At 67.5% G+C, this 20,645-nt stretch carries 22 protein-coding genes; 12 read left to right on the plus strand and 10 right to left on the minus strand.

The genetic code is table 11. The features are described from left to right. Both N1F91_RS00955 and dapE read right to left on the minus strand, forming a co-directional pair. Positions 1–580 (minus strand): transporter (locus N1F91_RS00955; protein ID WP_289988431.1); only part of this gene is annotated, 580 nt, incomplete at its 3' end. Between the two features lie 3 nt (positions 581–583). Further along, positions 584–1,777, minus strand: a complete 1,194-nt coding sequence (gene dapE / locus N1F91_RS00960) for a succinyl-diaminopimelate desuccinylase (RefSeq protein ID WP_289988433.1) — start codon at positions 1,775–1,777, stop codon at positions 584–586. 137 nt (positions 1,778–1,914) lie between these two features. Between dapE and N1F91_RS00965 the strand changes: the two genes are divergently transcribed. Together N1F91_RS00965 and N1F91_RS00970 are read left to right on the plus strand one after the other, a co-directional pair. Continuing rightward, on the plus strand, positions 1,915–2,685 hold the full coding sequence (locus N1F91_RS00965) for a GGDEF domain-containing protein (RefSeq protein WP_289988434.1): 771 nt from the start codon (positions 1,915–1,917) through the stop codon (positions 2,683–2,685). Positions 2,686–2,810: 125 nt separating this feature from the next. Further along, entirely contained in the window at positions 2,811–3,668 is an 858-nt protein-coding gene (locus N1F91_RS00970; protein WP_289988437.1) for an FkbM family methyltransferase, read from the plus strand. Between the two features lie 58 nt (positions 3,669–3,726). Here the strand turns inward: N1F91_RS00970 and N1F91_RS00975 are convergent, their stop codons facing one another. Together N1F91_RS00975 and dapD are read right to left on the minus strand one after the other, a co-directional pair. Beyond that, complete coding sequence (locus N1F91_RS00975; protein WP_289988438.1) at positions 3,727–4,089, minus strand: DUF805 domain-containing protein; 363 nt, start codon at positions 4,087–4,089, stop codon at positions 3,727–3,729. A gap of 37 nt (positions 4,090–4,126) precedes the next feature. Further along, complete coding sequence (gene dapD, locus N1F91_RS00980) at positions 4,127–4,981, minus strand: 2,3,4,5-tetrahydropyridine-2,6-dicarboxylate N-succinyltransferase (protein ID WP_289988441.1); 855 nt, start codon at positions 4,979–4,981, stop codon at positions 4,127–4,129. 145 nt (positions 4,982–5,126) lie between these two features. On the opposite strand from dapD, the gene N1F91_RS00985 reads away from it, so the two are divergent. Then, a complete protein-coding gene (locus tag N1F91_RS00985; RefSeq protein ID WP_289988443.1) occupies positions 5,127–5,966 on the plus strand; it encodes an LOG family protein in 840 nt (279 codons plus the stop codon). A 19-nt stretch (positions 5,967–5,985) separates the two neighbouring features. Here the strand turns inward: N1F91_RS00985 and N1F91_RS00990 are convergent, their stop codons facing one another. Together N1F91_RS00990 and N1F91_RS00995 are read right to left on the minus strand one after the other, a co-directional pair. Next, the gene (locus tag N1F91_RS00990) at positions 5,986–6,714 is read right to left on the minus strand and encodes a Crp/Fnr family transcriptional regulator (protein WP_289988445.1); all 729 of its coding nucleotides are present in this window, start codon (positions 6,712–6,714) and stop codon (positions 5,986–5,988) included. Positions 6,715–6,861: 147 nt separating this feature from the next. Then, complete coding sequence (locus N1F91_RS00995) at positions 6,862–7,578, minus strand: pyrimidine 5'-nucleotidase (protein ID WP_289988447.1); 717 nt, start codon at positions 7,576–7,578, stop codon at positions 6,862–6,864. Between the two features lie 135 nt (positions 7,579–7,713). On the opposite strand from N1F91_RS00995, the gene N1F91_RS01000 reads away from it, so the two are divergent. From N1F91_RS01000 to N1F91_RS01015, 4 genes are all read left to right on the plus strand, one after another. Beyond that, positions 7,714–8,502: a GGDEF domain-containing protein gene (locus tag N1F91_RS01000; protein ID WP_289988449.1), complete on the plus strand. Its 789-nt coding sequence runs from the start codon at positions 7,714–7,716 to the stop codon at positions 8,500–8,502. Positions 8,503–8,637: 135 nt separating this feature from the next. Beyond that, complete coding sequence (locus N1F91_RS01005) at positions 8,638–9,231, plus strand: TetR/AcrR family transcriptional regulator (RefSeq protein WP_289988450.1); 594 nt, start codon at positions 8,638–8,640, stop codon at positions 9,229–9,231. Between the two features lie 11 nt (positions 9,232–9,242). Continuing rightward, the gene (locus N1F91_RS01010) at positions 9,243–10,733 is read left to right on the plus strand and encodes an MFS transporter (RefSeq protein ID WP_289988453.1); all 1,491 of its coding nucleotides are present in this window, start codon (positions 9,243–9,245) and stop codon (positions 10,731–10,733) included. A gap of 193 nt (positions 10,734–10,926) precedes the next feature. After that, complete coding sequence (locus tag N1F91_RS01015; protein WP_289988454.1) at positions 10,927–11,970, plus strand: glycosyltransferase family A protein; 1,044 nt, start codon at positions 10,927–10,929, stop codon at positions 11,968–11,970. 69 nt (positions 11,971–12,039) lie between these two features. Here N1F91_RS01015 and N1F91_RS01020 read toward each other — a convergent pair whose 3' ends face one another. Further along, entirely contained in the window at positions 12,040–13,269 is a 1,230-nt protein-coding gene (locus tag N1F91_RS01020; RefSeq protein WP_289988456.1) for a glycosyltransferase, read from the minus strand. 262 nt (positions 13,270–13,531) lie between these two features. Here N1F91_RS01020 and N1F91_RS01025 point away from each other — a divergent pair, with 262 nt between their 5' ends. From N1F91_RS01025 to N1F91_RS01035, 3 genes are all read left to right on the plus strand, one after another. Then, positions 13,532–14,437, plus strand: a complete 906-nt coding sequence (locus N1F91_RS01025; protein ID WP_289988458.1) for a DMT family transporter — start codon at positions 13,532–13,534, stop codon at positions 14,435–14,437. A gap of 161 nt (positions 14,438–14,598) precedes the next feature. Next, positions 14,599–14,772, plus strand: coding sequence for a hypothetical protein (locus tag N1F91_RS01030; protein ID WP_289988459.1), 174 nt, complete (start codon positions 14,599–14,601; stop codon positions 14,770–14,772). Next, on the plus strand, positions 14,769–16,223 hold the full coding sequence (locus N1F91_RS01035; protein ID WP_289988461.1) for a GMC family oxidoreductase: 1,455 nt from the start codon (positions 14,769–14,771) through the stop codon (positions 16,221–16,223). Before N1F91_RS01030 ends, N1F91_RS01035 begins: the two co-directional genes overlap by 4 nt. A 10-nt stretch (positions 16,224–16,233) precedes the next feature. On the opposite strand, the gene argB is transcribed toward N1F91_RS01035, so the two are convergent. Then, a complete protein-coding gene (argB, locus tag N1F91_RS01040) occupies positions 16,234–17,130 on the minus strand; it encodes an acetylglutamate kinase (RefSeq protein WP_289988463.1) in 897 nt (298 codons plus the stop codon). Between the two features lie 157 nt (positions 17,131–17,287). Between argB and N1F91_RS01045 the strand changes: the two genes are divergently transcribed. Continuing rightward, positions 17,288–18,394 carry a twin-arginine translocation pathway signal protein gene (locus tag N1F91_RS01045; protein WP_289988465.1) on the plus strand — a complete coding sequence of 369 codons (1,107 nt, stop codon included), beginning with the start codon at positions 17,288–17,290 and terminating at the stop codon, positions 18,392–18,394. After that, positions 18,387–18,836 (plus strand): MarR family transcriptional regulator, encoded by a 450-nt coding sequence (locus N1F91_RS01050; RefSeq protein WP_289988467.1) that lies wholly within the window; start codon positions 18,387–18,389, stop codon positions 18,834–18,836. Before N1F91_RS01045 ends, N1F91_RS01050 begins: the two co-directional genes overlap by 8 nt. 4 nt (positions 18,837–18,840) lie before the next feature. Here the strand turns inward: N1F91_RS01050 and N1F91_RS01055 are convergent, their stop codons facing one another. Together N1F91_RS01055 and N1F91_RS01060 are read right to left on the minus strand one after the other, a co-directional pair. Then, a complete protein-coding gene (locus tag N1F91_RS01055) occupies positions 18,841–20,340 on the minus strand; it encodes an amidase (protein ID WP_289988469.1) in 1,500 nt (499 codons plus the stop codon). Positions 20,341–20,406: 66 nt separating this feature from the next. After that, positions 20,407–20,565: a hypothetical protein gene (locus N1F91_RS01060; RefSeq protein WP_289988471.1), complete on the minus strand. Its 159-nt coding sequence runs from the start codon at positions 20,563–20,565 to the stop codon at positions 20,407–20,409. Positions 20,566–20,645 lie beyond the last annotated feature (80 nt).

The raw sequence follows: 20,645 nt of genomic DNA on the forward strand, positions 1-20,645 counted from the left end.
GCCCCAGCAAATCCTGCATCCCGAACAGCACGAACAGCGACATCGCCACCATCGCCGCGAAGACGCCCGTGGCCACTGCGGCGCCCTTGCCGATGGCGATGTTGGTCAGTCGCCACGAAAACACCAGCGTCAGGATGAAAAGCCCGAGTGAGACGAGCGCCGACAGGTCGGCTGCGTCCGGCATGAAGAAGCGCAGGATGCTTGGCGGCAGCATGATCCACACCACGAGCGCGGTCGCCCAGTTGGAGGCGACGACGTAGTGGACGTATCGGTCGCCGATCCCTGCGCGAGGGGCGACCAGCGCCAGCGCCACGAGCGGCAGGATCCACGACGACAGGTCGACGACGGCGAGCCGAACGATGAGCGAAAGCCTGCCCGGACCGTCGGGATCCAGAACGGCCATCCCGTTGGCGAGCGACACCCAGCTGGCGAACATCGCCGGCAGCGCAATGACGATGGCGAAGAACGATGTCCAGAAGCCATCAGCCGTCAGGTCGAGCATCCGCAGCCCGTCTGCGCGCCCGAGCATCATCCGCCAGGCACCGGTGAGTTGCAAATGGATCTGCTCGGCTGGGGGCACGGTTCAGGTCCCCGCGAACCAGTCCGCCAGGAACCGCTCGTAGATGGTCGTCAGCGTTTCCAGGTCGGCGAGCGCGACGCGCTCGTCCACCATGTGCATGGTCTGGCCCACGAGCCCGAACTCCACCACCGGGCAGAAATCCTTGATGAACCGCGCATCCGACGTGCCGCCGCCCGTCGACAGGCCTGGCCTGCGGCCGGTCACCGCCTCGACCGACGAGGACAGAGTCCCGATCAGCCTGTCGTCGCGGGTGAGGAACACGTGGCTCGGCCGCACCCCCCAGCCGATCTCGTAGGCGATCGGCGCCTTGCGCCCAGGCCTCAGCCGGTGCCGCGCGGCCGCCTTGTCGAGCCGGTTGTGGATCTCGGCCTGGATCGTCTCGACCGTCCAGAGATCGTTGAAGCGGACGTTGAAGGTCAGCGTCGCGCGGGCGGGGATCACGTTGGTCGCCGGGTTGCCGACGTCGATCGTCGTGACTTCGAGGTTCGTCGGCTGGAAGTCGGTGCTGCCCTCGTCGAAGGCCGGATGCATCAGCGCCTCGGCCAGCATGACGATGCCCCGGACCGGGTTTTCGGCGAGATGCGGATAGGCGACATGGCCCTGCCGGCCCTGCACCGTCACCGTGCCGGAGACCGAGCCGCGCCGGCCGATCTTGATCATGTCGCCGAGCCTATCCGGGTTGGTCGGCTCGCCCACCAGCGCGGCGTCCCAGGTCTCGCCCTTTGCCGCTGCCCAGTCGAGCAACCGCGTCGTGCCGTTGATGGCCGGGCCTTCCTCGTCGCCGGTGATCACGAGCGAGATCGAGCCGGCCGGCCGGCCTAATTTCTCCAGGTGCCGCGCCACCGCGGCCACGAAGCAGGCGATGCCGCCCTTCATGTCCACCGCGCCGCGTCCGTAGAGGAAGCCGTCGGCGATCTCGGCACCGAAGGGCGGATGCGTCCACGCCGCCTCGTCGCCCACCGGCACCACATCGGTATGGCCGGCGAACATCAGATGCGGCCCGTTGCCCGACAGCCGGGCGTAGAGGTTCTCGATGTCGGGCGTGCCGGCCTCCGAGAACACCGGCCGCTCGACCGAAAACCCCAGCGGCCGCACCATCGCCTCCAGCGCCGAAAGCGCCCCGCCTTCTGCCGGCGTCACCGACGGACAGCGGATCAGGGCGGCGAGATTGGCGACGGGATCGGTGGGCATGGTCATGGAGCGACGGTTAGTGCAAACCGCAGCACCTGTCACGATGGCAATGCGTCGCCGCAGATCCCGAGAAAGCGGCGGCGATCCTTCAGGGAGCCTTAACCCGGATGGCGCATGGTCTTTCGAATGGGAGGCTGTGACCGATGGTGCCTCAACGCCTGGATTTTTCCTCGCGCGGGAAACCACGCGTCTACCTGCTGACGGCCGTCGGGACGCTGTTCTGCGTCCTCGCGGCCTTCGCCATCGACAGCTATTCCTTCGAGACCGGTGTCTGGCGCTGGGGCGACGATCCGCTCAACAACCTCGTCATCCCGCTGTTGCTCGCACCGCCGCTGCTGTTCTTCTTGCTGAGCAAGCTGCGCGAACTGTCGATCGCCCACGCCGAGCTGCTGAACGTCGCCTCCACCGACGCCCTGACCGCATGCCTCAACCGCCGCGCTTTCACCGCCCTGGTGGAGGGCTATCTGGAGCGGGTCGGGCAGCAGCAGGGCCGCGCTGGCGGCGCGCTGCTCGTGCTCGACATCGATCACTTCAAGGCGGTGAACGACAATTTCGGGCACGATACGGGCGACCGGGCCCTGCGGCTGGTCGCCGACACGATCAAGGCTTCGGTACGCGAGATTGACCTGGTCGGCCGACTTGGTGGCGAAGAGTTCGCCGTCTTCCTGCCCAGCCTCGATCCGGCCCGTTCCGGAGCAGTTGCCGAGCGAATCCGCGCGGCGGTCCGCGCGGCAGCCTTCGAGCCGCTTGGACGGGCGTACCAGCTTTCCATCAGTGTGGGCGGCGCGACCTTCGAACGCGGCGCCAGTTTCGCCGATCTCTATCGGCTGGCCGACCAGCGGCTCTACGTCGCAAAGAACGCGGGCCGCGACCGCGTCGACATCGTGCCCTACGCCCGCGACCTTGCGGCCTGACTGCGGGCCCGAAGATTGCACGTGCCCCGCGGTTCGTCCGATCGGTCGGTGCCGAGCGCGTCATCCTTCTCCTTTGCGCGGCCAGGCTCTAGACTGTCGGCATCTTTGGGACCAAAGCAGATATCATGTTCAAGCCGCTCGCCGACACGCTGTCCTTCATCCTGCGTCACCCGATCTCCGGTCGCACGCCGTTACGGTCGCTGCTGCGCTGGGCGAACTGGCAGGTGCGTTCTCGCACTACGGACGAGGTCGCAGTGCCATGGATCGGCGACACGCGCTTGATCGTGCGTGCGGGCATGTCGGGTGCGACCGGCAATATCTACTGCGGACTGCACGAGTATCCCGAGATGGCCTTCGCCCTTCACATGCTGCGGCCGGGTGACCTGTTCTGCGATGCCGGCGCCAACATCGGCAGCTATACCGTTCTCGCGTCTGGTGTCGTCGGCGCGACCACCATCGCCATAGAGGCTGCTCCTGAGACTGTCGGCCATCTCCGTCGCAACATCGAAGCCAATGGCATCGCAGGTCTGGTCGAAGTTCATGAAGTGCTCATCGGTCCGGCAGTCGGGCAGGGCTACTTCTCGAGTGGAAGCGACAGCACAAATCGTGTGATCGACGAAGGCGGCAAAGGGGCCCGCGTGCTCCCGATGACGACCCTCGACACGATTCTCGGCGGACGCTGTCCAATCATGATGAAGATGGACATCGAAGGCTTCGAAGAGAGTGCGCTTGCAGGAGCGGAGAGGATGCTGTCGGACGAACGGCTCCAGTCCGTCTGCATCGAACTGTTCTCCGATACCGTCGCCGACCTGTTCGAACGCCACGGGTTCACGCGGGCCTACTACGACCCCGCGAACCGCGCCCTGAGCGCCGCCCCGAACGGGGTCTCCCACTCCAATGCGCTTCTGGTGCGAGGGGTCGAACGAGTGGCCGAAAGGCTTCGTTCCGCGCCGGTCGTGCGTGTCTTCGGTCGACCCGTCTGAGGCGGCGCTCCGTCTAAACACGCTTGCTGCGGAGCAGACGCCGTTCGAGGCTCCCGCCCTACCGCGGCGAATCCGTCTGCGAGCCATACCGATTCGGTCCCGGCGTGCCGGGCGGGATGCAGAGGAACAGGAACATCAGGATGTCGCCGATGATGAAGAAGACGGCGAACCAGCCCGAGCGGCCCATGTCGTGCAGGCGCTTGGCCGAAAGCGCGATGTGGGCCACCAGCGTGGCGCAAATGACGACGAGGAAGATGCCGCTCCAGAAGGTCTGCGTCGCCTCGTCCGGCGCCATGATCATCCGGTAGACCGGATAGAGCCGCGCCATGTAGAGCAGCAGCCCGCCGAGCGCATAGGACTGCCTGCCCACGCGCCCGGAGTAACCGAAGAAGAACCAGCTGATCGTACCGAGGTCCGGCAAACCGTGCCCGCCCTTTCTGGTGGAGTGCGGCCGCGGCTCAGTCGCGCAGCAGCTCGTTGATCGACGTCTTGGAGCGGGTCTTCTCGTCGACCCGCTTGACGATGACGGCGCAGTAGAGGCTCGGCCCCGGCTGCCCGTTCGGCAGCGGCTTGCCCGGCATCGTGCCGGCCACCACCACCGAATAGGGCGGAACCTCGCCATACATGACGTCGCCGGTCTCGCGGTCGACGATCTTGGTCGACTTGCCGATGAATACGCCCATGCCCAGCACCGCGCCCTCGCGCACGATGCAGCCCTCGACCACCTCCGAGCGGGCGCCGATGAAGCAATTGTCCTCGATGATCGTCGGGCCGGCCTGCATCGGCTCCAGCACGCCGCCGATGCCGACGCCGCCCGACAGGTGCACGTTCTTGCCGATCTGGGCGCAGGAGCCGACGGTGGCCCAGGTATCGACCATCGTGCCGTCGTCCACATAGGCGCCGAGATTGACGAAGGACGGCATCAGGATCACGCCCTTGCCGATGTGGGCGGAGCGGCGCACGACGCAGCCGGGCACGGCGCGGAACCCGCCCTTCTCGAACTCGTTGGCGCTCCAGCCGTCGAACTTGGAGGCCACCTTGTCCCACCAGACCGCCTCGCCCGGACCGCCCGCGACGATTTCCATCGGGTTGAGCCGGAAGGACAACAGCACCGCCTTCTTGAGCCATTGGTTGACCAGCCACTCGCCGGTCGCGCCGCGCTCGGCCACGCGCGCCTCGCCGCGGTCGAGCAACTGCAGCGACGCCTCGACGGCGTCGCGAACCTCGCCGCGCGTGCCGGTGTTGATGCCGTCGCGTTCCTCGAAGGCCTTCTCGATGGTTCTTTCGAGCGAGGCGAGATCCTGCTTGGGCATGCGGTGGCTCCGTTACACGTGCTGTTAAGGGGCGAGGCCATAGGCTTCCGGTAAGTCGCGCGGAACCTATGTCATGCTCCATGGGGGGTCAATCGCGACGGCGCCCGGGACGGCGCAATAACGGCGGGGCCGGGATAGGATCGACATGGACGACAAGACGAAGCACGACTGGACGCCACTGCCGCATTCGGGCGAGGACCTGCAGCGGGCGCGCAGCGTCCCGCAGACGCCGCAGACGCAGTCGCCCGCCTACAGGCTGGCCTGGGACGATCCCGACTTCCTCACGCAGCGCGAAATGCGCGGGGTGCGCCTGCAGCTCGAACTGATGAAGCCGGAGATGATGCTCGCCGAGCGCGGCATCCGCTCCACCGTCATCCTGTTTGGCGGCGCGCGTATCCCCGAGCCGGGCGGCGAGGCCTGGGCTGCGAAGAACGAGACGCAGCGGACGAATCTCGAGGCCAACAGCATCTACTATGAAGAGGCGCGCGCCTTCGCCCGCCTGTGCTCTGAACATTCGGCCGCCTCGCTCTACCGCGAGTTCGTGATCGTCACCGGCGGCGGGCCGGGCGTCATGGAAGCCGGCAACCGCGGCGCTGCCGATGTCGGTGCGCCGTCGATCGGTCTCAACATCGTCCTGCCGCACGAGCAGGCGCCCAACCTCTACGTCACGCCCGAACTCTGTTTCAACTTCCACTATTTCGCCATCCGCAAGATGCATTTCATCATGCGGGCGAAGGCGGTGGCAATTTTCCCCGGCGGCTTCGGCACCATGGACGAGCTGTTCGAGACGCTGACGCTGATCCAGACCGGCCGCATGGAGCGCGTGCCGGTGATCCTGTTCGGCCGTGCCTTCTGGGAGCGCGCCATCGACGTCGACTTCCTCGCCGAGCAGGGCACGATCTCGCCTGGCGACCAGCATATCATCGACTATGCCGACACCGCCCGGGAAGCATGGGACTGCATCCGGCGCTTCTACCACATCTGAATCCGGCAGGCGCTGCGCGTCAGGCCATGCCGCGATCGAGGCCCAGATAGGTCTGGTCGAAGCCGGCGAAACTGGCGAGCGAAGACCAGTTCCTGATCACGACGTTGGCGCCCTGCCAGGCGACGAAGCCGGTGGAACGGAGTTCCTGCAGAGCACGGTTGGTGTGCACGACCGAGAGACCGGCGAGGTCGGCGAGTTCAGCCTGCGTCACCGGAAACTCGAAGCGGTAGCCTTCGCCCAGGCGCTGCGCGCGGAGCCGCAGGCAGATCTCACAGACCAGATGCCCGATCCGGCGAACCGGGTCTTTCCGTCCCATGCAGACGATCCACATCGACTGGATCGCCGAGCCGCGCGCGATCTTGGTGCTGATGAGGTCGGAAACTTCGGGATTCTCCAGCGCCGCGCTGCGAAGATCGTCATGCCGTACAGCGGCGATCTGGCAATCGGTCAGCGCCAGCACGCCGTGGTCGAGCACCTTGAGGAAGAGGCCGTGCAGGTCGAGGAAGTCACCGGGAACGTGCAGCGTCGTCAGCTGCCGGTCGCCGTTGGCCAGGTAGCGCATGTTCGCGGCCATGCCCTCCAGGAGCAGGCAGCATTCGCTCGGCCTGAAGCCTTCGGGGATGATCTCGCGTCCGTCATCGACCGCCTGCGTCCGCCAGGGCAGCGACGCCAGCACGGCGCGCACCTTCTGCGTCGTCTCTTTCCGGTCCAGCACCGCCAGAAGCGGTGCGGGAATTGCGCTGTCCATGTCGCCTCCGAGCGGGAAAGGCTCCGAACGGGTCGGATGCGACGCTTCTATTGGGCTTCGCGCGCTGCGGCGTTCAAAAATGATATGCGCCGCCGGGTTTGGCGGGCGGGAAGCGGCCAGGAGGGGGAGAGGGACGGCGGATGCGGCTCAGGCGGCCGTCACCCGCGCGCCGTTGATCTGGCGCAGGAAGCCTGCGAGGTCGTCGGTGACGAAATCCACGTCGTCCGCCTCGTCCGGATCGCTCTCCCAGATCTCCGAGAAGGTCGGCTCGAAATTGCGTGGCACGATCAGCACGGTGGTCATGCCGAGCGCCTTGGGCGCCGCGAGGTTGCGCGCCAGGTCCTCGAACATCGCCGCGTTCGGACCGGCGACCCGGTGCAGCGAGGCGAACTTGTCGTAGGTTTCGCGCGCCGGCTTTGGCACCAGACCCGCCGCGACGATGTCGAAGATGTCGTCGAAATGGTCGAGGATGCCGAGCTGCCGCGCGGTGCGCTCGGCATGGCCGCGATCGCCGTTGGTGAAGATGAACTTGCGTCCCGGCAGGGCCTTGATCTCGTCGCCCAGCGCCGGGTCCGCAGCGACCCAGGAATAGTCGATGTCGTGCACTTTCTGCAGGAAGTCGTCCGGATCGATGCCGTGCCGGTGCATCAGCCCGTTCAGCGTGGTGCCATACTCCTTGTAGAGCAGCTTCTGGACCACGCGCGCCTCGTCCCGCGGCAGCTGGAGCAGCTCCGACACATAGGCCGTCATCTTCACGTCGATCTGCGCGAAGAGATTGGTGTGATGCGGGTAGAGCGTGTTGTCGAGGTCGAACACCCACTCGGTGATGCCCGAAAAACGCGCCGGATCTGGTCGATTCGTCATGCTTCGCTTATGGCACGGCCAGCCTCTCTTGGCCATGCGGATGACGCATGCTGCACCCTTCGCACTTCGTTAACGATGATCGATATCCTGATTTTAAACCTTGCTTGGGAAGGTGCTTACGCAAGGGGAAGGTCGATGCATTCTGTGATCATCAAGTCGGGTCTCGTCACTCTCGCGGCCATGGTCGCCTCTGTCGGCGTGGCGGCGGCGGCGATGGGATTGCAGGGCCAGCCTCTGGCCGGGAACGCTCTTCTCCTGAGCTTCATGTGCCCGCTTTTCGTCGCCTGGCCGGCGAGCGCGCGGAACTACTGGCAGAAGAAGAAGCTGAAGGGCCTCAATGGCGAGCTGGCGCAGGCGCACGACGCTCTTGCCGAAGCGCACCGCAGGCTTGCGGAGGCGCATGCGCGGCTGGCCTTGCGGGCGAGCCGCGATGCCATGACCGGGCTTCTCAACCGCGAGAGCTTCTTCCAGTCCGTCGAGTGCCGCCACCGTGACGGCGAGGCCTGTCATCTCCTCGTCATCGACGCCGATCACTTCAAGTCGATCAACGATACCCATGGTCACGCGGTCGGCGATGCCGCTCTGGTCGCCATCGCCGCCGCCATCGCGCGTGCCGCGGGTCCCGAGGTGGTGGCGGGGCGCATCGGCGGCGAGGAATTCGCCGTCTGCATCCCGACCGGTCACGAGCAGTCCGATGCTGCAGTCGCCGAGGCGATCCGCGCGGAGGTCGCCGCGATCCGCTTTCTCGGCTCGGAAGGGCGGCCGGTGGCCCTCTCCGTTTCCGTCGGCGGAGCGACGTTCTCGCCGCTGCTTCCCGTCGGCTCCGTGCTGCGGCTCGCCGACAAGCGGCTCTATGCGGCCAAGAGCGGCGGCCGCAACAACGTTGTCACCGGGGCGCCGCACAGCGTCAGCTACGCCGCCTGACCGGTCGAGCGACCAGTCCCCCCGCGCCACGCTCTCCTTCGATCCTGCCCTGGCATGCGCGCTCTGCGCGGCGGTCTCCTGGCTGCAAACGGCGGGGACTTGACAATCGACTGCCAATCAATCAGTTGATTGAGAATGGTCGATCAGGATATTGCCCGCGCCTCGACGGAGGACCGCCAGAAGGCGATCGCCGCAGCCGCTTGCGTGCTGATTGCCGAGCGAGGGTTCGAGGGCCTCCGCACGCGCGACATCGCCGAACGCGTCGGCATCAACGTTGCCACCCTGCACTACCACGTCCCCACCAAGCAGGCCCTGGTGCGCCTCGTGGCGCAGTCGCTGCGCGAGGATTTCGTCGCCCAGCACACGCGCCGCCCGAGGGAAGGGCTCTCCGCCGCGGCGCGCCTCGACCTCGAGTTCACCGATTTCCGCGACCTCTTCACAACCGGCCGGCAGCTCCTGACCGTGATGGCCGAGCTCGCGCTGCGCGCCACGCGCGACGACGAAGTGGCCGCCGAGATACTGCCCATGCAGGCCGGCTGGAACGACCAGATCGAGACGCTTCTCGCAGAGGGGCGCGCCGATGGCAGCTTCCACTCCCACATCGATCCGGCGGCAGCCGCTACGGTTGTCATCGGGTCCATGACCGCCTGCCTGCGCCATCCCGGGCGCAGCCTCGATCATCTCGATACCGTGTTCGCGCAGCTTCGGCGCGCCATCATCAAGACCTGAAAGTTCTCCTGATGCCCGCTCCGCAGTCCGCTCCCAGCGCCGAATCCCGCGCCTATCCCCGCCGCTGGCTGGCGATGTTCGTCCTTCTGCTGGCAGCCTTCATGAACCTGATCGACGTGACCATCGTCAACGTCGCGCTGCCGCGGCTGCAGGAGAGCCTCGGCGCCACCAGCACCGAGATCGAGTGGGTGGTGGCGGCCTATGTGCTCGCCTTCGCGCTCGGACTACTGCCCTTCGGAAGGCTGGGCGACACGATCGGCCGGAAGCGCATGTTCCAGACCGGCGTCGTGCTGTTCACGCTCTTCTCGGCGGTCTGCGGCCTTGCGCCCACGATGCAAACCCTGATCATCGCCCGCGTTTTCCAGGGGCTGGCCGGCGCAATGATGATGCCGCAGGTTCTGGCCATCGCCCAGGTCATGTTCCCACCGCAGGAGCGAGGCGCCGCCTTCTCGCTGTTCGGCCTGACCGCGGGCCTCGCCTCGGTGGCGGGTCCGCTGACGGGTGGGCTCCTGATCGGCGCCGACATCTTCGGCCTCGACTGGCGGCCGATCTTCCTGGTCAACATCCCGCTCGGCGTCATTACTGTCGCGGCCACCGCCATGCTGGTGCCGCAGACGCCGGCCAATCCGGCGCTGAAGCACGACGTCGGCGGCATCCTGCTTGCCGCATTGACTGTCTTCCTCCTGGTGTTCCCGCTGATCGAAGGGCACAGCCTCGGCTGGCCGATGTGGACCTTCGCCATGCTCGGCCTCGCCGTCGTCTCCGCCATCGCTTTCCAGCGCCACGAAGCCGGCCGTGCGCGCGCCGGTCTCAGCCAGTTGCTGCCCGTCACGCTGCTGCACAATCGAAGCTTCCTGCTCGGTATGACGATGGTCACGGTCTTCTTCTCGGGCGTCGCCGGCTTCTTCATCGTGCTCGCGGTCTTCCTCCAGACCGGCTTCGGCTTGAGCCCGCTCGAGTCCGGCCTCACCACGGTGCCGTTCCCGGTGGGTGTCCTCCTTGCCTCCATAGCGTCCGGCCGCTTCGCCGGCCGCTGGCCGCGCGCGCGGATCGCCGGTGGCGCCGCCGCGCTGATCCTGGGCATGGTCCTCCTGTCCTTCGTGGTGGCGACGGTCGGTGAGGCGGTCGACCACTGGCGCTTCGTGCTGCCGCTTCTCGTCAGCGGATTCGGCATGGGAACGGCGATCTCCTCGCTGTTCCAGACGGTGCTCGCCAACGTGCCGCCGCAGGATGCCGGCTCCGGCTCCGGCGCCACCCAGTCGTTCCAGCAGATCGGCGCCGCCGTCGGCATCGCCATCACGGGGCAGATCTTCTTTGCGTCGCTGGGCGCCAACCTCGGGTCCGGCATGTCGGCGCGCGAGGCCTATGTCGTCAGCCTGGGCAACGCGCTCCTCTACGAGATCGCGGCCTTCGCGCTGGTCATCATATTGCTCGCCTTCCTGAAGCGGGCGCCCGCCGGAGGGGGCGGTGCCGGGCGGACACCTGCACCCGTCGAGGCCTGAGCCTCAACGGGCGGTACAGAGCCGGCGCCGGACGGACCTGCGCCGCCTCGTACGGCCCGGTCTGCGCGAATTCAATTCCGGATTGACAACGGCCGTGGGCTCGCAAAAAGTAACCTTATGCTCCAACGACGGGCTTCGGCCCGCCGCGGTCCCGAACGGCGCGGCTTGATCTCGATTCGGCACCGGCACCCGCATGTCAGATCCTGCGCCCCTCAACTCGTCGCGCGGCCATTCCTCCTTCGATGACATCCAGATTGGTTGGCAGCCTAGCGCGCCGCAGCCGCTGGAGGATGGCAATGTTCCGCAGGCCGGCGCGGGCGAGGCCGTTCGGGAGCGCGTCGCGGTGGTGGTGCCGGTCTACAACCGGCCGACCCTGGTCCGCCGCGCGCTGGCGAGCATCGCGTGCCAGTCGCTTCGCCCGGCGACGGTCATCGTCGTCGACGATGGATCGACCGACGAAACGGCTGCCTCTGCCGGCGAATGGCTCCGGGAGAATGCCGACTTCGCGTGGCGCGTCGTCACCATCCGCAACGGCGGCCCGGCGGCGGCGCGCAATGCCGGCTTCGACCTGGTTTGCCGCGACCACGATCTCGTCGCCTTCCTCGATTCCGACGACGAGTGGCCGGAGGATTTCCTCGCGGCGGCAGCCGCCGCGCTCGATGCCGACCCGGTGGCGGTCGGAGCGGTCGCCGACCGCCAGACCATCCGCGACGGCGCGCCCTTCGCCTACGATGTGATGTCGGTCTTCGCGACCGACCCCGTCCTCTTCGTTCTCGAGTTTGGCGGCGGCCTGATCCAGTGCTGCCTCTTCCGCACGGCGGCGGTGCGGAAGGCGGGAGGGTTCGAGGCGCGGTGGCGCACCGGCGAGGACGCGAAGCTTCTGTTCGATCTGGTACCACAGGGACCGTTCGTTCATTCTGCCGGCGCTGCCGTCCGTATCCACCAGAGAAGTCCCGACGCCGACGCCCGCGACGCCGCGAGCATCTCGCTGTCCAGCATGCGGGACCACTGGATCTGGTCCGATCAGATGGACCGCCTGATCGCCGGCTTGCCGCCGCCGGTCCGCCGTGCCCGCTACGCAGGGATCTGCCGGATCATGGCGCTCCGCTGGAGCTACACGCGGCGGCATCTTCGCGACGGCGGCTTCTGGTTCCTGAGCCTGCGCGCCCGGTGGCGCCGCATGCTGTGGCGGTTGCGCGACAGGCGGGCCGCGGGGCGTTCGACTGGCCAGGCTTGATCGATCGGAGGGCGCCACCAGGCAGGGATGGCGCGGCCGGAATGACGGAGTGCCCGCCCGGCCGACGCTTCAGGAGACGAGCGTCGCGAGCATGGCACCCAGCCTCTCGCGATAGACCGCGTTGGAGTAGTGGCGGTCGAACACCTCCCCGCCACGGCTCACGAAGCTGTTCCGCGCCGAAATGATGCCGACCGCCGCCTGCGCGAAGCTTCGCGCCTCGTCATGAACCGCGAGGGGCATGCGGGCGAGAAGGTCGGCGGGAACGCCGCGCGTCACCGCGGTCGTTCCGAGCAGCGGCCGTCCCGTGCAGAGGCCCTCCAGCAGCTTGATGGACGAACCGGAGCCCGCCAGCGCCGGGACGAGGATGCCGCAGGCGTCCGCGTAGGCGTCCGCTACCCGCTCGACCCGGCCTGCAAACAGGGAACCGTGCGTGGCGTACAGATCGGGGCGCCCGCGCCGCAATCCCTCTTGGACGTCGCCATAGATCCTGAGATGATCGGCCAGCCGCGGCGCCTGCGGCAACACCTCCTCGATCAGCCAGACCACCGTCGCAATGTTCCAGTAGTTGCTGGTGGCCACGTAGACCAGCTTGTCGGAAAGGACCCCGTCGCGCAGTGCTCGCAGTCTCGCTTCCGTCGACGGTGCGATCGTCGGGCCGAGATGGCTGTGCCGGACATCCGGAAGGCGCCGGCGGAAGACCTGCTCGTCGACCGGATTGATATGGACGAGAAGATCGGCCATCCGGCACATCCGCGTCTCCGCCTCGACCAGGGAAGCGCGATCGAACCTCCGGTTGATCCAGCGGCTTCCCTCGATCACGTCCATGTTCTGGCTCTGGACGTCGTGCGTCTCGCAGATCAGCCGCGGCCGGCCGCCATCTGCGCGGCGTGTCCGGGCCGCCAGTTGCGCTGCGAGCTTCATGTTCCAGCAATGGTGGACATGGATCATCTCGATCGGCCGCCGTGCGCGAAGTGTCTCCCGCAGGACCGGCGGCAGCCGCCGCGCGGCGACGTTCGACGCCCAGAAATCGATCGCGTTCCCGGCCGCGCGCCGCAGGCGGTGGCGCCGACGGTTCAGCCAGTAGCGCCAATGGCGGGCGGGCAGGAGCACCTCCGTCGCAAAGGCGCCGGGAAAGCTCATCCGCCCTTCGACGTCCGTCCGGTCTTCCGGTCGCGCGCAGATGCTCGGTTGGTCCGGAGCGATCAGCACGTGAACGTCGCGGCCGGCGGCGGCATGGGCAGCGACGCAGGCCTCGAACACGTTGGCGCTCCCGCCGTTCGGCCACGGCGGAACGATCATCAGGATGAGCGGCCTCGACTCTATCATGGCAAGCTAGACCGGTTCTCGGTAGGGCTAGGGGACTGGCTCCGCCCGTTCCCGGGAGGCGGGGCGATGTACAGCCTCGGCGTTCTATCTGCAACCTTAGATTGAATCAAAATGGCTGATGTGCGTCGCCTGGACCAATCTCCGGATCCGGTTCTGCGCCACGCCAGTCTTGCGGCTTCGGAACGCATGCCATACGCCATGCCCCTGCCTCCCTCGCGAGACCATACCACCGGACATGGAACTGTGGATCCCCATCACGCTGGTCGCCGCCTTCCTGCAGAACCTGCGATCGGCAATGCAGAAGCATCTGAAGGGGGTGATGGGGACGACCGGCGCCACCTTCGTGCGCTTCGGCTTCGGCGTCCCCTTCGCGCTCGCCTTCGTCCTCGGGTTGCATCTGCTTGCCGGATATGAACTGCCGCGACCGAACGGCCCCTTCTTCGCCTGGATGGCGCTTGGCGGCCTGTCGCAGATCGCCGCGACGTTCCTGCTGGTCCACCTGTTCTCGTTCAGGAATTTCGCCGTCGGCACCGCCTATTCGCGTACCGAACCCGCGCAGGCCGCCCTGTTCGGTCTCATCTTCCTCGGCGAGCGCGTGACTTCGGGCACGCTTGCCGCCATCGCCGTCAGCGTCTTCGGCGTCATGCTGATCTCCGTCGCGCGCGTCCCGCTGACCTGGCGTGCGCTCTTCCTGTCGACGGTCAGTCGCACCGCCCTGATCGGTCTGGCGTCGGGGACGCTGTTCGGCGTCTCGGCCGTCTCCTACCGCGCCGCCTCCATCGCCCTCGGCGGCCCCAACTTCATGATGCAGGCCGCCGTCACCCTGGCCTTCGTCATCCTTTTCCAGACCGTCTTGATGGGCATCTGGATGCTCTGGCGTGACCGCGCCGAGATCGCCCGCATCGGCCGCGCCTGGAAACCGTCCCTGATCGTAGGCGCGGCGGGCGCCTGCGCCTCCTTCGGCTGGTTCATGGCCATGACGCTGGAACAGGCGGCGGTGGTGAAGGCGCTGGCGCAGGTCGAGATGATCTTCACCTTCGCCTCGTCGGTCTTCTTCTTCCGCGAGAAGATCAACCTCGCGGAAACGCTCGGCTGCGCGCTGATCGTGGCGGGCATCCTGCTCCTGCTCATCCTGGGTTGAGGCGGGCGCAACTTCGCTGCGCTGGTAACCGATTGGTAACTGCCTTTCGAAGGATTGCAGCCCGTTTGCCGGCGATTCGGCCTCGTATGGCACGCTTCTGGCATGCGTTGGGCAGGCGTGCCAATTCGAGAACGCGCCGCAGACCCCGCTGGAGTTCAACCATGAGACAGCTTCCCGACAGCAGACTGAAACGGCGCACCTTCCTGGCTGCACTGCTCGCCATTCCGGCGCTGGCCCTTCTCCATCGCGTCATCCGCCCGACCGCCTCCGCCGACATCGTCGAGGTGGATGGCTGGATCCTGAAGCGCAGCGACGTCGAAGGAGACCAGGCATGATCTTCAACGACGCTGCCGAATTCCGGGCATCCGGCTTTTCTCCCCGCGTCTGCATCGTCGGCTCGGGGCCGGCGGGCATATCGGTCGCCCTCAAGCTCGCTGCGGCCCGTGTGCCCTGCGTGATCCTCGAAGCCGGCGCCGACGAGTGGACCGAGGAGTCGCAGGACACCTACAGGGGCGAGGTGGTCGGCGACCACTATTTCGACCTCGACATGACGCGCCTGCGCTACTTCGGCGGGTCGTCCAATCACTGGGCCGGCTGGTGCCGCGTCCTCGACGGCCACGACTTCGAGCCCAAACCCTATGTCGCGCACACCGGCTGGCCGATCGGGCGCGGCGACATCGATCCCTTCCTGGACGAGACGCGCGACGTGCTGGGCCTCGCGCCGTTTCTGCCCGACCGCGCCGTCTCCGATGATTTCCGCTGGTTCGAGATGCAGAAGTCGCAGCCTGTCCGCTTCCGCGAGAAATTCGCCGCCCCGCTCGCCCAAAGCCCGCTCATCGCGCTCGTGCTCAACACGCAGGTCGACGAACTGGTCGGCGACGGTGCGGCCATATCCGCGGCGAAGCTGCGCTCGCGCGGCGCTCCGGCGGGTGAACTCGGAGCTCCGTTCTTCGTCGTGGCCACCGGCGGGCTGGAGAATTCGCGCCTGCTGCTCTGGTCCAACGAACGATCGAACGGCGGTGTCGTGCCCCATGCCGCAGCGCTCGGCCGCTACTGGATGGAGCATCCGATGTTCGAGGTCGGCACGGGCTTCATCGAAGACGCGGATGCGATGGCCTTCGACCACGAAGGCGACGCGTTCTTCACGCCCACGGTCGAGGCGATGGCTGCGCGCGAGGTCCTGAACTTCCATGTCCAGATCGAGTCCATGCCCTATCGCGGCGTCAAGAAGTTCATCGCCGACACCGCCTGCCTGGTGCCCGAGACCACCGAATGGGTGGCCGACGCGCTTGGGCTGCGCCTGCAATGTTCCGCACGCCTGCACATGGCCTGGGAACAGCCGCCGCGCGAGCACAACCGCGTCGCGCTCTCGGCGACCGAGCGCGATGCCGCGGGCATCCCCCGCATCGAACTGCACTGGAAGAAGGACGACCTCGACCGCCGCACCATGCTCGAAGGCATCCGCATGTTCGGCGCGGCCTTCGCCCGCAGGGATCTGGGCCGGGTGCGGATCAGCGACTGGGTGCGCGACGGCGGCGACTGGCCGGAAGACATGGAGATCGCCGGCAACCATCACATGGGCGGCACCCGCATGGGCGACGACCTGTCGACCAGCGTCGTCGACGGCAACTGCAAGGTTCACGGCATGGCAAATCTCTACGTCGCCGGCTCGTCTATCTTCGCCACCAGCGGCCAGTGCACGCCCACCACCACCATCACCGCGCTCGCGCTGCGGCTCGGCGATCATCTGGGCCGTGTCGCGACGGCCGGCCCCGTCAAGGCCTGAGCCGACACCTCTACGGCACGATCAGCGTGCCGGCCCCGTGCTCGGTGAACAGCTCGAGCAGCACCGAATGCGGGGTCTTGCCGTTGAGGATGACCACGCCCTGCACGCCGCGCTCGATCGCCTCGATGCAGGTCTCGACTTTGGGAATCATGCCGCCCGAGATCGTGCCGTCCTTGATCAGCGCCTTTGCCTGCGCGACGGTCAGCTCGTCGATCAGGTTCTTGTCCTTGTCGAGTACGCCCGGCACGTCTGTCAGGAACAGCAGCCGCGACGCGCCGAGCGCCCCGGCGATGGCGCCGGCGAAGGTGTCGGCGTTGATGTTGTAGGTGTGGCCGTCGCGGCCGGGTGCCACCGGCGCGATCACCGGAATCATTTCGGAGCGGGCGAGCAGGTCGAGCAGCGTGCGGTCGACCTCGACGGGTTCGCCGACGAAGCCGAGGTCGAGCACGCGCTCGATGTTGGAGTCGGGATCGGTGACGGTCTTCTTGGCCTTTTCGGCGAAGACCATGTTGCCGTCCTTGCCGCAGAGCCCGATCGCCCATTCGCCCTCGGCGTTGATCAACGCCACGATCTCCTTGTTGATGGAGCCTGCCAGCACCATCTCGACGATCTCGACCGTCTTCTGGTCGGTGACGCGCAAGCCCCCCTCGAACCGCGATTCGATGCCCATCTTGGTCAGCATCGCGCCGATCTGCGGCCCGCCGCCGTGCACCACGATCGGGTTCACGCCCGACTGCTTGAGCAGCGCGATGTCGCGGGCGAAGGCGCGGCCGAGTTCGGCGTCGCCCATGGCGTGGCCGCCATATTTCACCACCACCGTCTTGTTCTCGTAGCGCTGCATGTAGGGCAGCGCGGCCGAGAGCAGCCGTGCCTGTTCTGCCGCCGTGGCGGCGATCTCGCTGGTCATCGAAGTCTCGTCCCGCGCCTGGGTTGGGTTCGGCGGGGGTCTTAGCGGGAAAGCGCCGCAGGGGCAATCGCGGGCAGGGGCGGGTAGCGATCCCTCTTGCAAAAAGTCCGAAGTCGTACTATTTGGTGCGAAGTCGTACCAAAATGAAGGAACCCGCATGTCCATGTCTCGCCGCCGCGCCATCGCCCTCATCGGCGGGGGCGTCGTCCTCGCCGCCGTCGGCGCCACCGTCGGCTTTGCCGCCAGCCGCACGCCCGCCCGCGCGCTCGCGCCCTGGTCGCTGGCCGGACGCGATGCCGATCCGCGCCGCCGCGCGTTGTCCTTCGCCATCCTGGCGCCCAACCCGCACAACCGGCAGCCCTGGCTGGCCGACCTGCGCCAGCCGGACCGCATCGTCATCCACCGCGACCGAGAGCGGAACCTGCCCGAGACCGACCCTTTCGATCGGCAGATGACCATCGGCATGGGATGCTTCGTCGAACTCCTCGCGCTTGCCGCCGCGCAGGACGGCCACGCGGTGGGCTTCGAGTTCTTCCCCGAGGGCGAGGACGGCCCCGTCGCGGTCGCCACCTTCCGCGACGGCGGCACGCCCGACCCGCTCTTTGCCCACGTGCTCGACCGCCGCTCCTGCAAGGAACCCTTCGAGGAACGCGCGGTGCCCGCAGGCCTCGTGAAGGAACTCTCGGCGCACGCCACGGTGATCGACGCGCCCGACACCGTCGCCCGGCTGAAGGATCTCACCTGGGAAGCGTGGGAGATCGAAGCGCTGACGCCGCGCACCTTCAGGGAAAGCGTCGACCTGATGCGCTTCGGCAAGCGCGAGATCGAGGCCAATCCCGACGGCATAGACCTTGGAGGCGCCTTTCTGGAGGGCCTCATGATGGCTGGCCTGCTCACCCGCGAGAGCCAGCTCGATCCCACCTCGACGGCCTTCGGCGAAGGCGTCAGGATGTACCGCGCCATGCTCGCCGCAACGCCGGCCTACGTCGTGCTGACGTCGGATGGCAACGACCGGATCGACCAGATCGAGTCGGGCCGCCGCTGGATGAGGCTCAATCTCGCCACGACAGGCATGGGCCTCGCGCTCCATCCCGTCAGCCAGGCGCTCCAGGAATTTGCGGAAATGGCTGGGACGCGTGCTCGTGTTCACGAACTGCTTGCCGCTCCCGGCCAGACCGTGCAGATGCTGGGCCGCCTGGGGTATGGTCCCATCACGGGGCCGTCGCCGCGCTGGCCGGTCGAAACGCGGATCATGAATGGATAGGGGTTCCCTCTACTTCGCCTTCTTCAACGAGATCGGCATCATCGCGCAGCTCAGCCGCGCCGCCTTCGAGGCGCGGCTTCCGGACGGCGTGACGCTGCCGCACTTCGCCGTCCTGAATCATCTGATCCGGGTCGCGGATGGCCGCACCCCGCTGGAACTGGCCCGGGCCTTCCAGGTGCCGAAGACCTCGATGACCAACACGCTGGCCGGCCTCGAAGCCCGCGGCCTGGTCGAGACGCGGCCCAACCCGAAGGACAAGCGCTCCAAGCGCGTCTGGCTGACGGAGGAAGGGCGCCGCTTCCGCGACGAGGCGATCGACCTTCTGGTCCCCACCATGGAGGCGCTCGCCAAACGCTTCCCGCCTGCCGAGATCGGCGAACTCGTGCCGAAGCTTTCCGAAATCCGTTCCTACCTCGACGCGTCGCGAGACGACGCGGACTGACGCGTCAGACCGGCCGGCGCAATGGCGCGCGGCGTGTGGTCCAGCCCGACAGCTTTTCCATCTGCGCGGCGAAAGATAAAAGCGTCTCCTCGTCGCCGGGCCGGCCCGCCGCCTGGATGCCGATCGGCAATCCCGCCGCTGTCAGGTGCACCGGCATGGCGATCGCCGGCTGGCCGGTCACGTTCTGGATCGCCGGCCAGTGTGTGAACCACAGGCTCTTGTCCATCAGTTGGCTGAAGATCGGGTCGAGCGACAGCAGGCGTGTCAGGCGCAGCCTGTCGAGGACGTTCTCCACGGTCTCGTCGACGCCTTTCGCGTCCATGCCGCCGACGGGAACCGGCGGATGCGCGATCACCGGCATCAGCACGGCGTCATAGGGCGCCGTATGGCCGATCAGGGCTCGCGAGGCCGCGTGCAGGCGCTCGAGACCCGCATAGAGTTCGCCCGCCGACATCACCTCGCCGAAGCGTGCGAGCACGCGGGTCGCACGCTCGACGTCGCGGAGGATCGGGCGGCCGTTGCGGACAGCTTCCAGCCGCATCAGGCCGGCGATGGAGGACGCCACCGTCCGCGCAAAATCGCTCATGAAGGCGCGGTCGATCATCGGCAGGTCGATCTCGGTCACTGCGTGCCCGCCCTCCCGCGCCAGCGCCACCGCCGTGTCGAGCGCCTGCATCGTCTCGGCCGAGATTCCGAGCCCCAGCGGCGAGGCCCGGTAGACTCCGATCGTCAGCCGGCCCGGGTCCCGTGCGGCTGCCGCGGCGAAGGAGCCCTTCGGGCCTCGCGCCGCATAGGGCGCGGTGCCGTCGGGCCCGTGGGTCAGGTCGAGCAGCAGCGCGCTGTCCCGCACCGAGCGCGTGACGGCGTGTTCGACGACGAAGCCGAACCAGGTTTCCGAAAACAGCGGGCCGACCGGGGTTCGCCCGCGCGAAGTCTTGAGGCCGACCAGTCCGCAGCAGGCCGCCGGCACCCGGATCGAGCCGCCGCCGTCCGACGCATGCGCCATCGGAACCACGCCGGCCGCCACCAGCGCGGCTGCGCCGCCCGACGATCCGCCGGTGACGTGGTCGGTGTTCCAGGGATTGCGGGTGATGCCGAAGCGCGCCGATTCGGTCACCAGCCGCAGCCCGTATTCCGGCGTCGTGGACGTCGCGATCGGGATCAGGCCGGCGGCGATCTGGCGGTCGACCAGCGTCGAATTGGCATCCGGGACGAATACCGGCGCCCGGCTGCCCGAATGCATGGGCACGCCGGCGATTCCCATCGCGAGGTCCTTGATCGCGAAAGGCACGCCCGCGAAGGGCAGCGACCGGTCGACGGTCCTGGCCGCCTGCCGTGCGCGGTCGAACAGCGTCTCGGCGATGGCGTTGATGTCGTGGCTCGTCGCCTGGGCGCGGCCGATTGCGGCGTCGACGAGTTCGGTCGGCGCGATCTCGCCCGAGCGCACCAGCGCCGCAAGCCCCGTCGCGTCGTTCTCCCACAGCACCGTCTCGAATTCGTCCATACCGCCCCACCACTGCCCGTGGCGAAGGCTACCCGTGCCTGCGCACGGTGGCAATGCGGCGACCTGTCAGCCGAACAGATGCGACAGCAGGAAGGCGACCGGGAAGCCGGCCATGGCGGCGGCCGTGACCCGGACCGGCGGCCGCGCGAACCAGCCGAGGCCGGCCCCGAGCGGCAGCGAACTGCGGCCGAACCGACCCCGTCCGGGATCAATCGTGAAATCCATGTGGGTCTTTCCTGCGTAACCTGCGTTATGACACTGGTGCCGAACGCTGCCGAACTGAACGCACTGACGTCCCGAAGGGC

This window comes from Aquibium sp. ELW1220 (genome assembly GCF_030398385.1).
Classification (GTDB): Bacteria; Pseudomonadota; Alphaproteobacteria; order Rhizobiales; family Rhizobiaceae; genus Aquibium.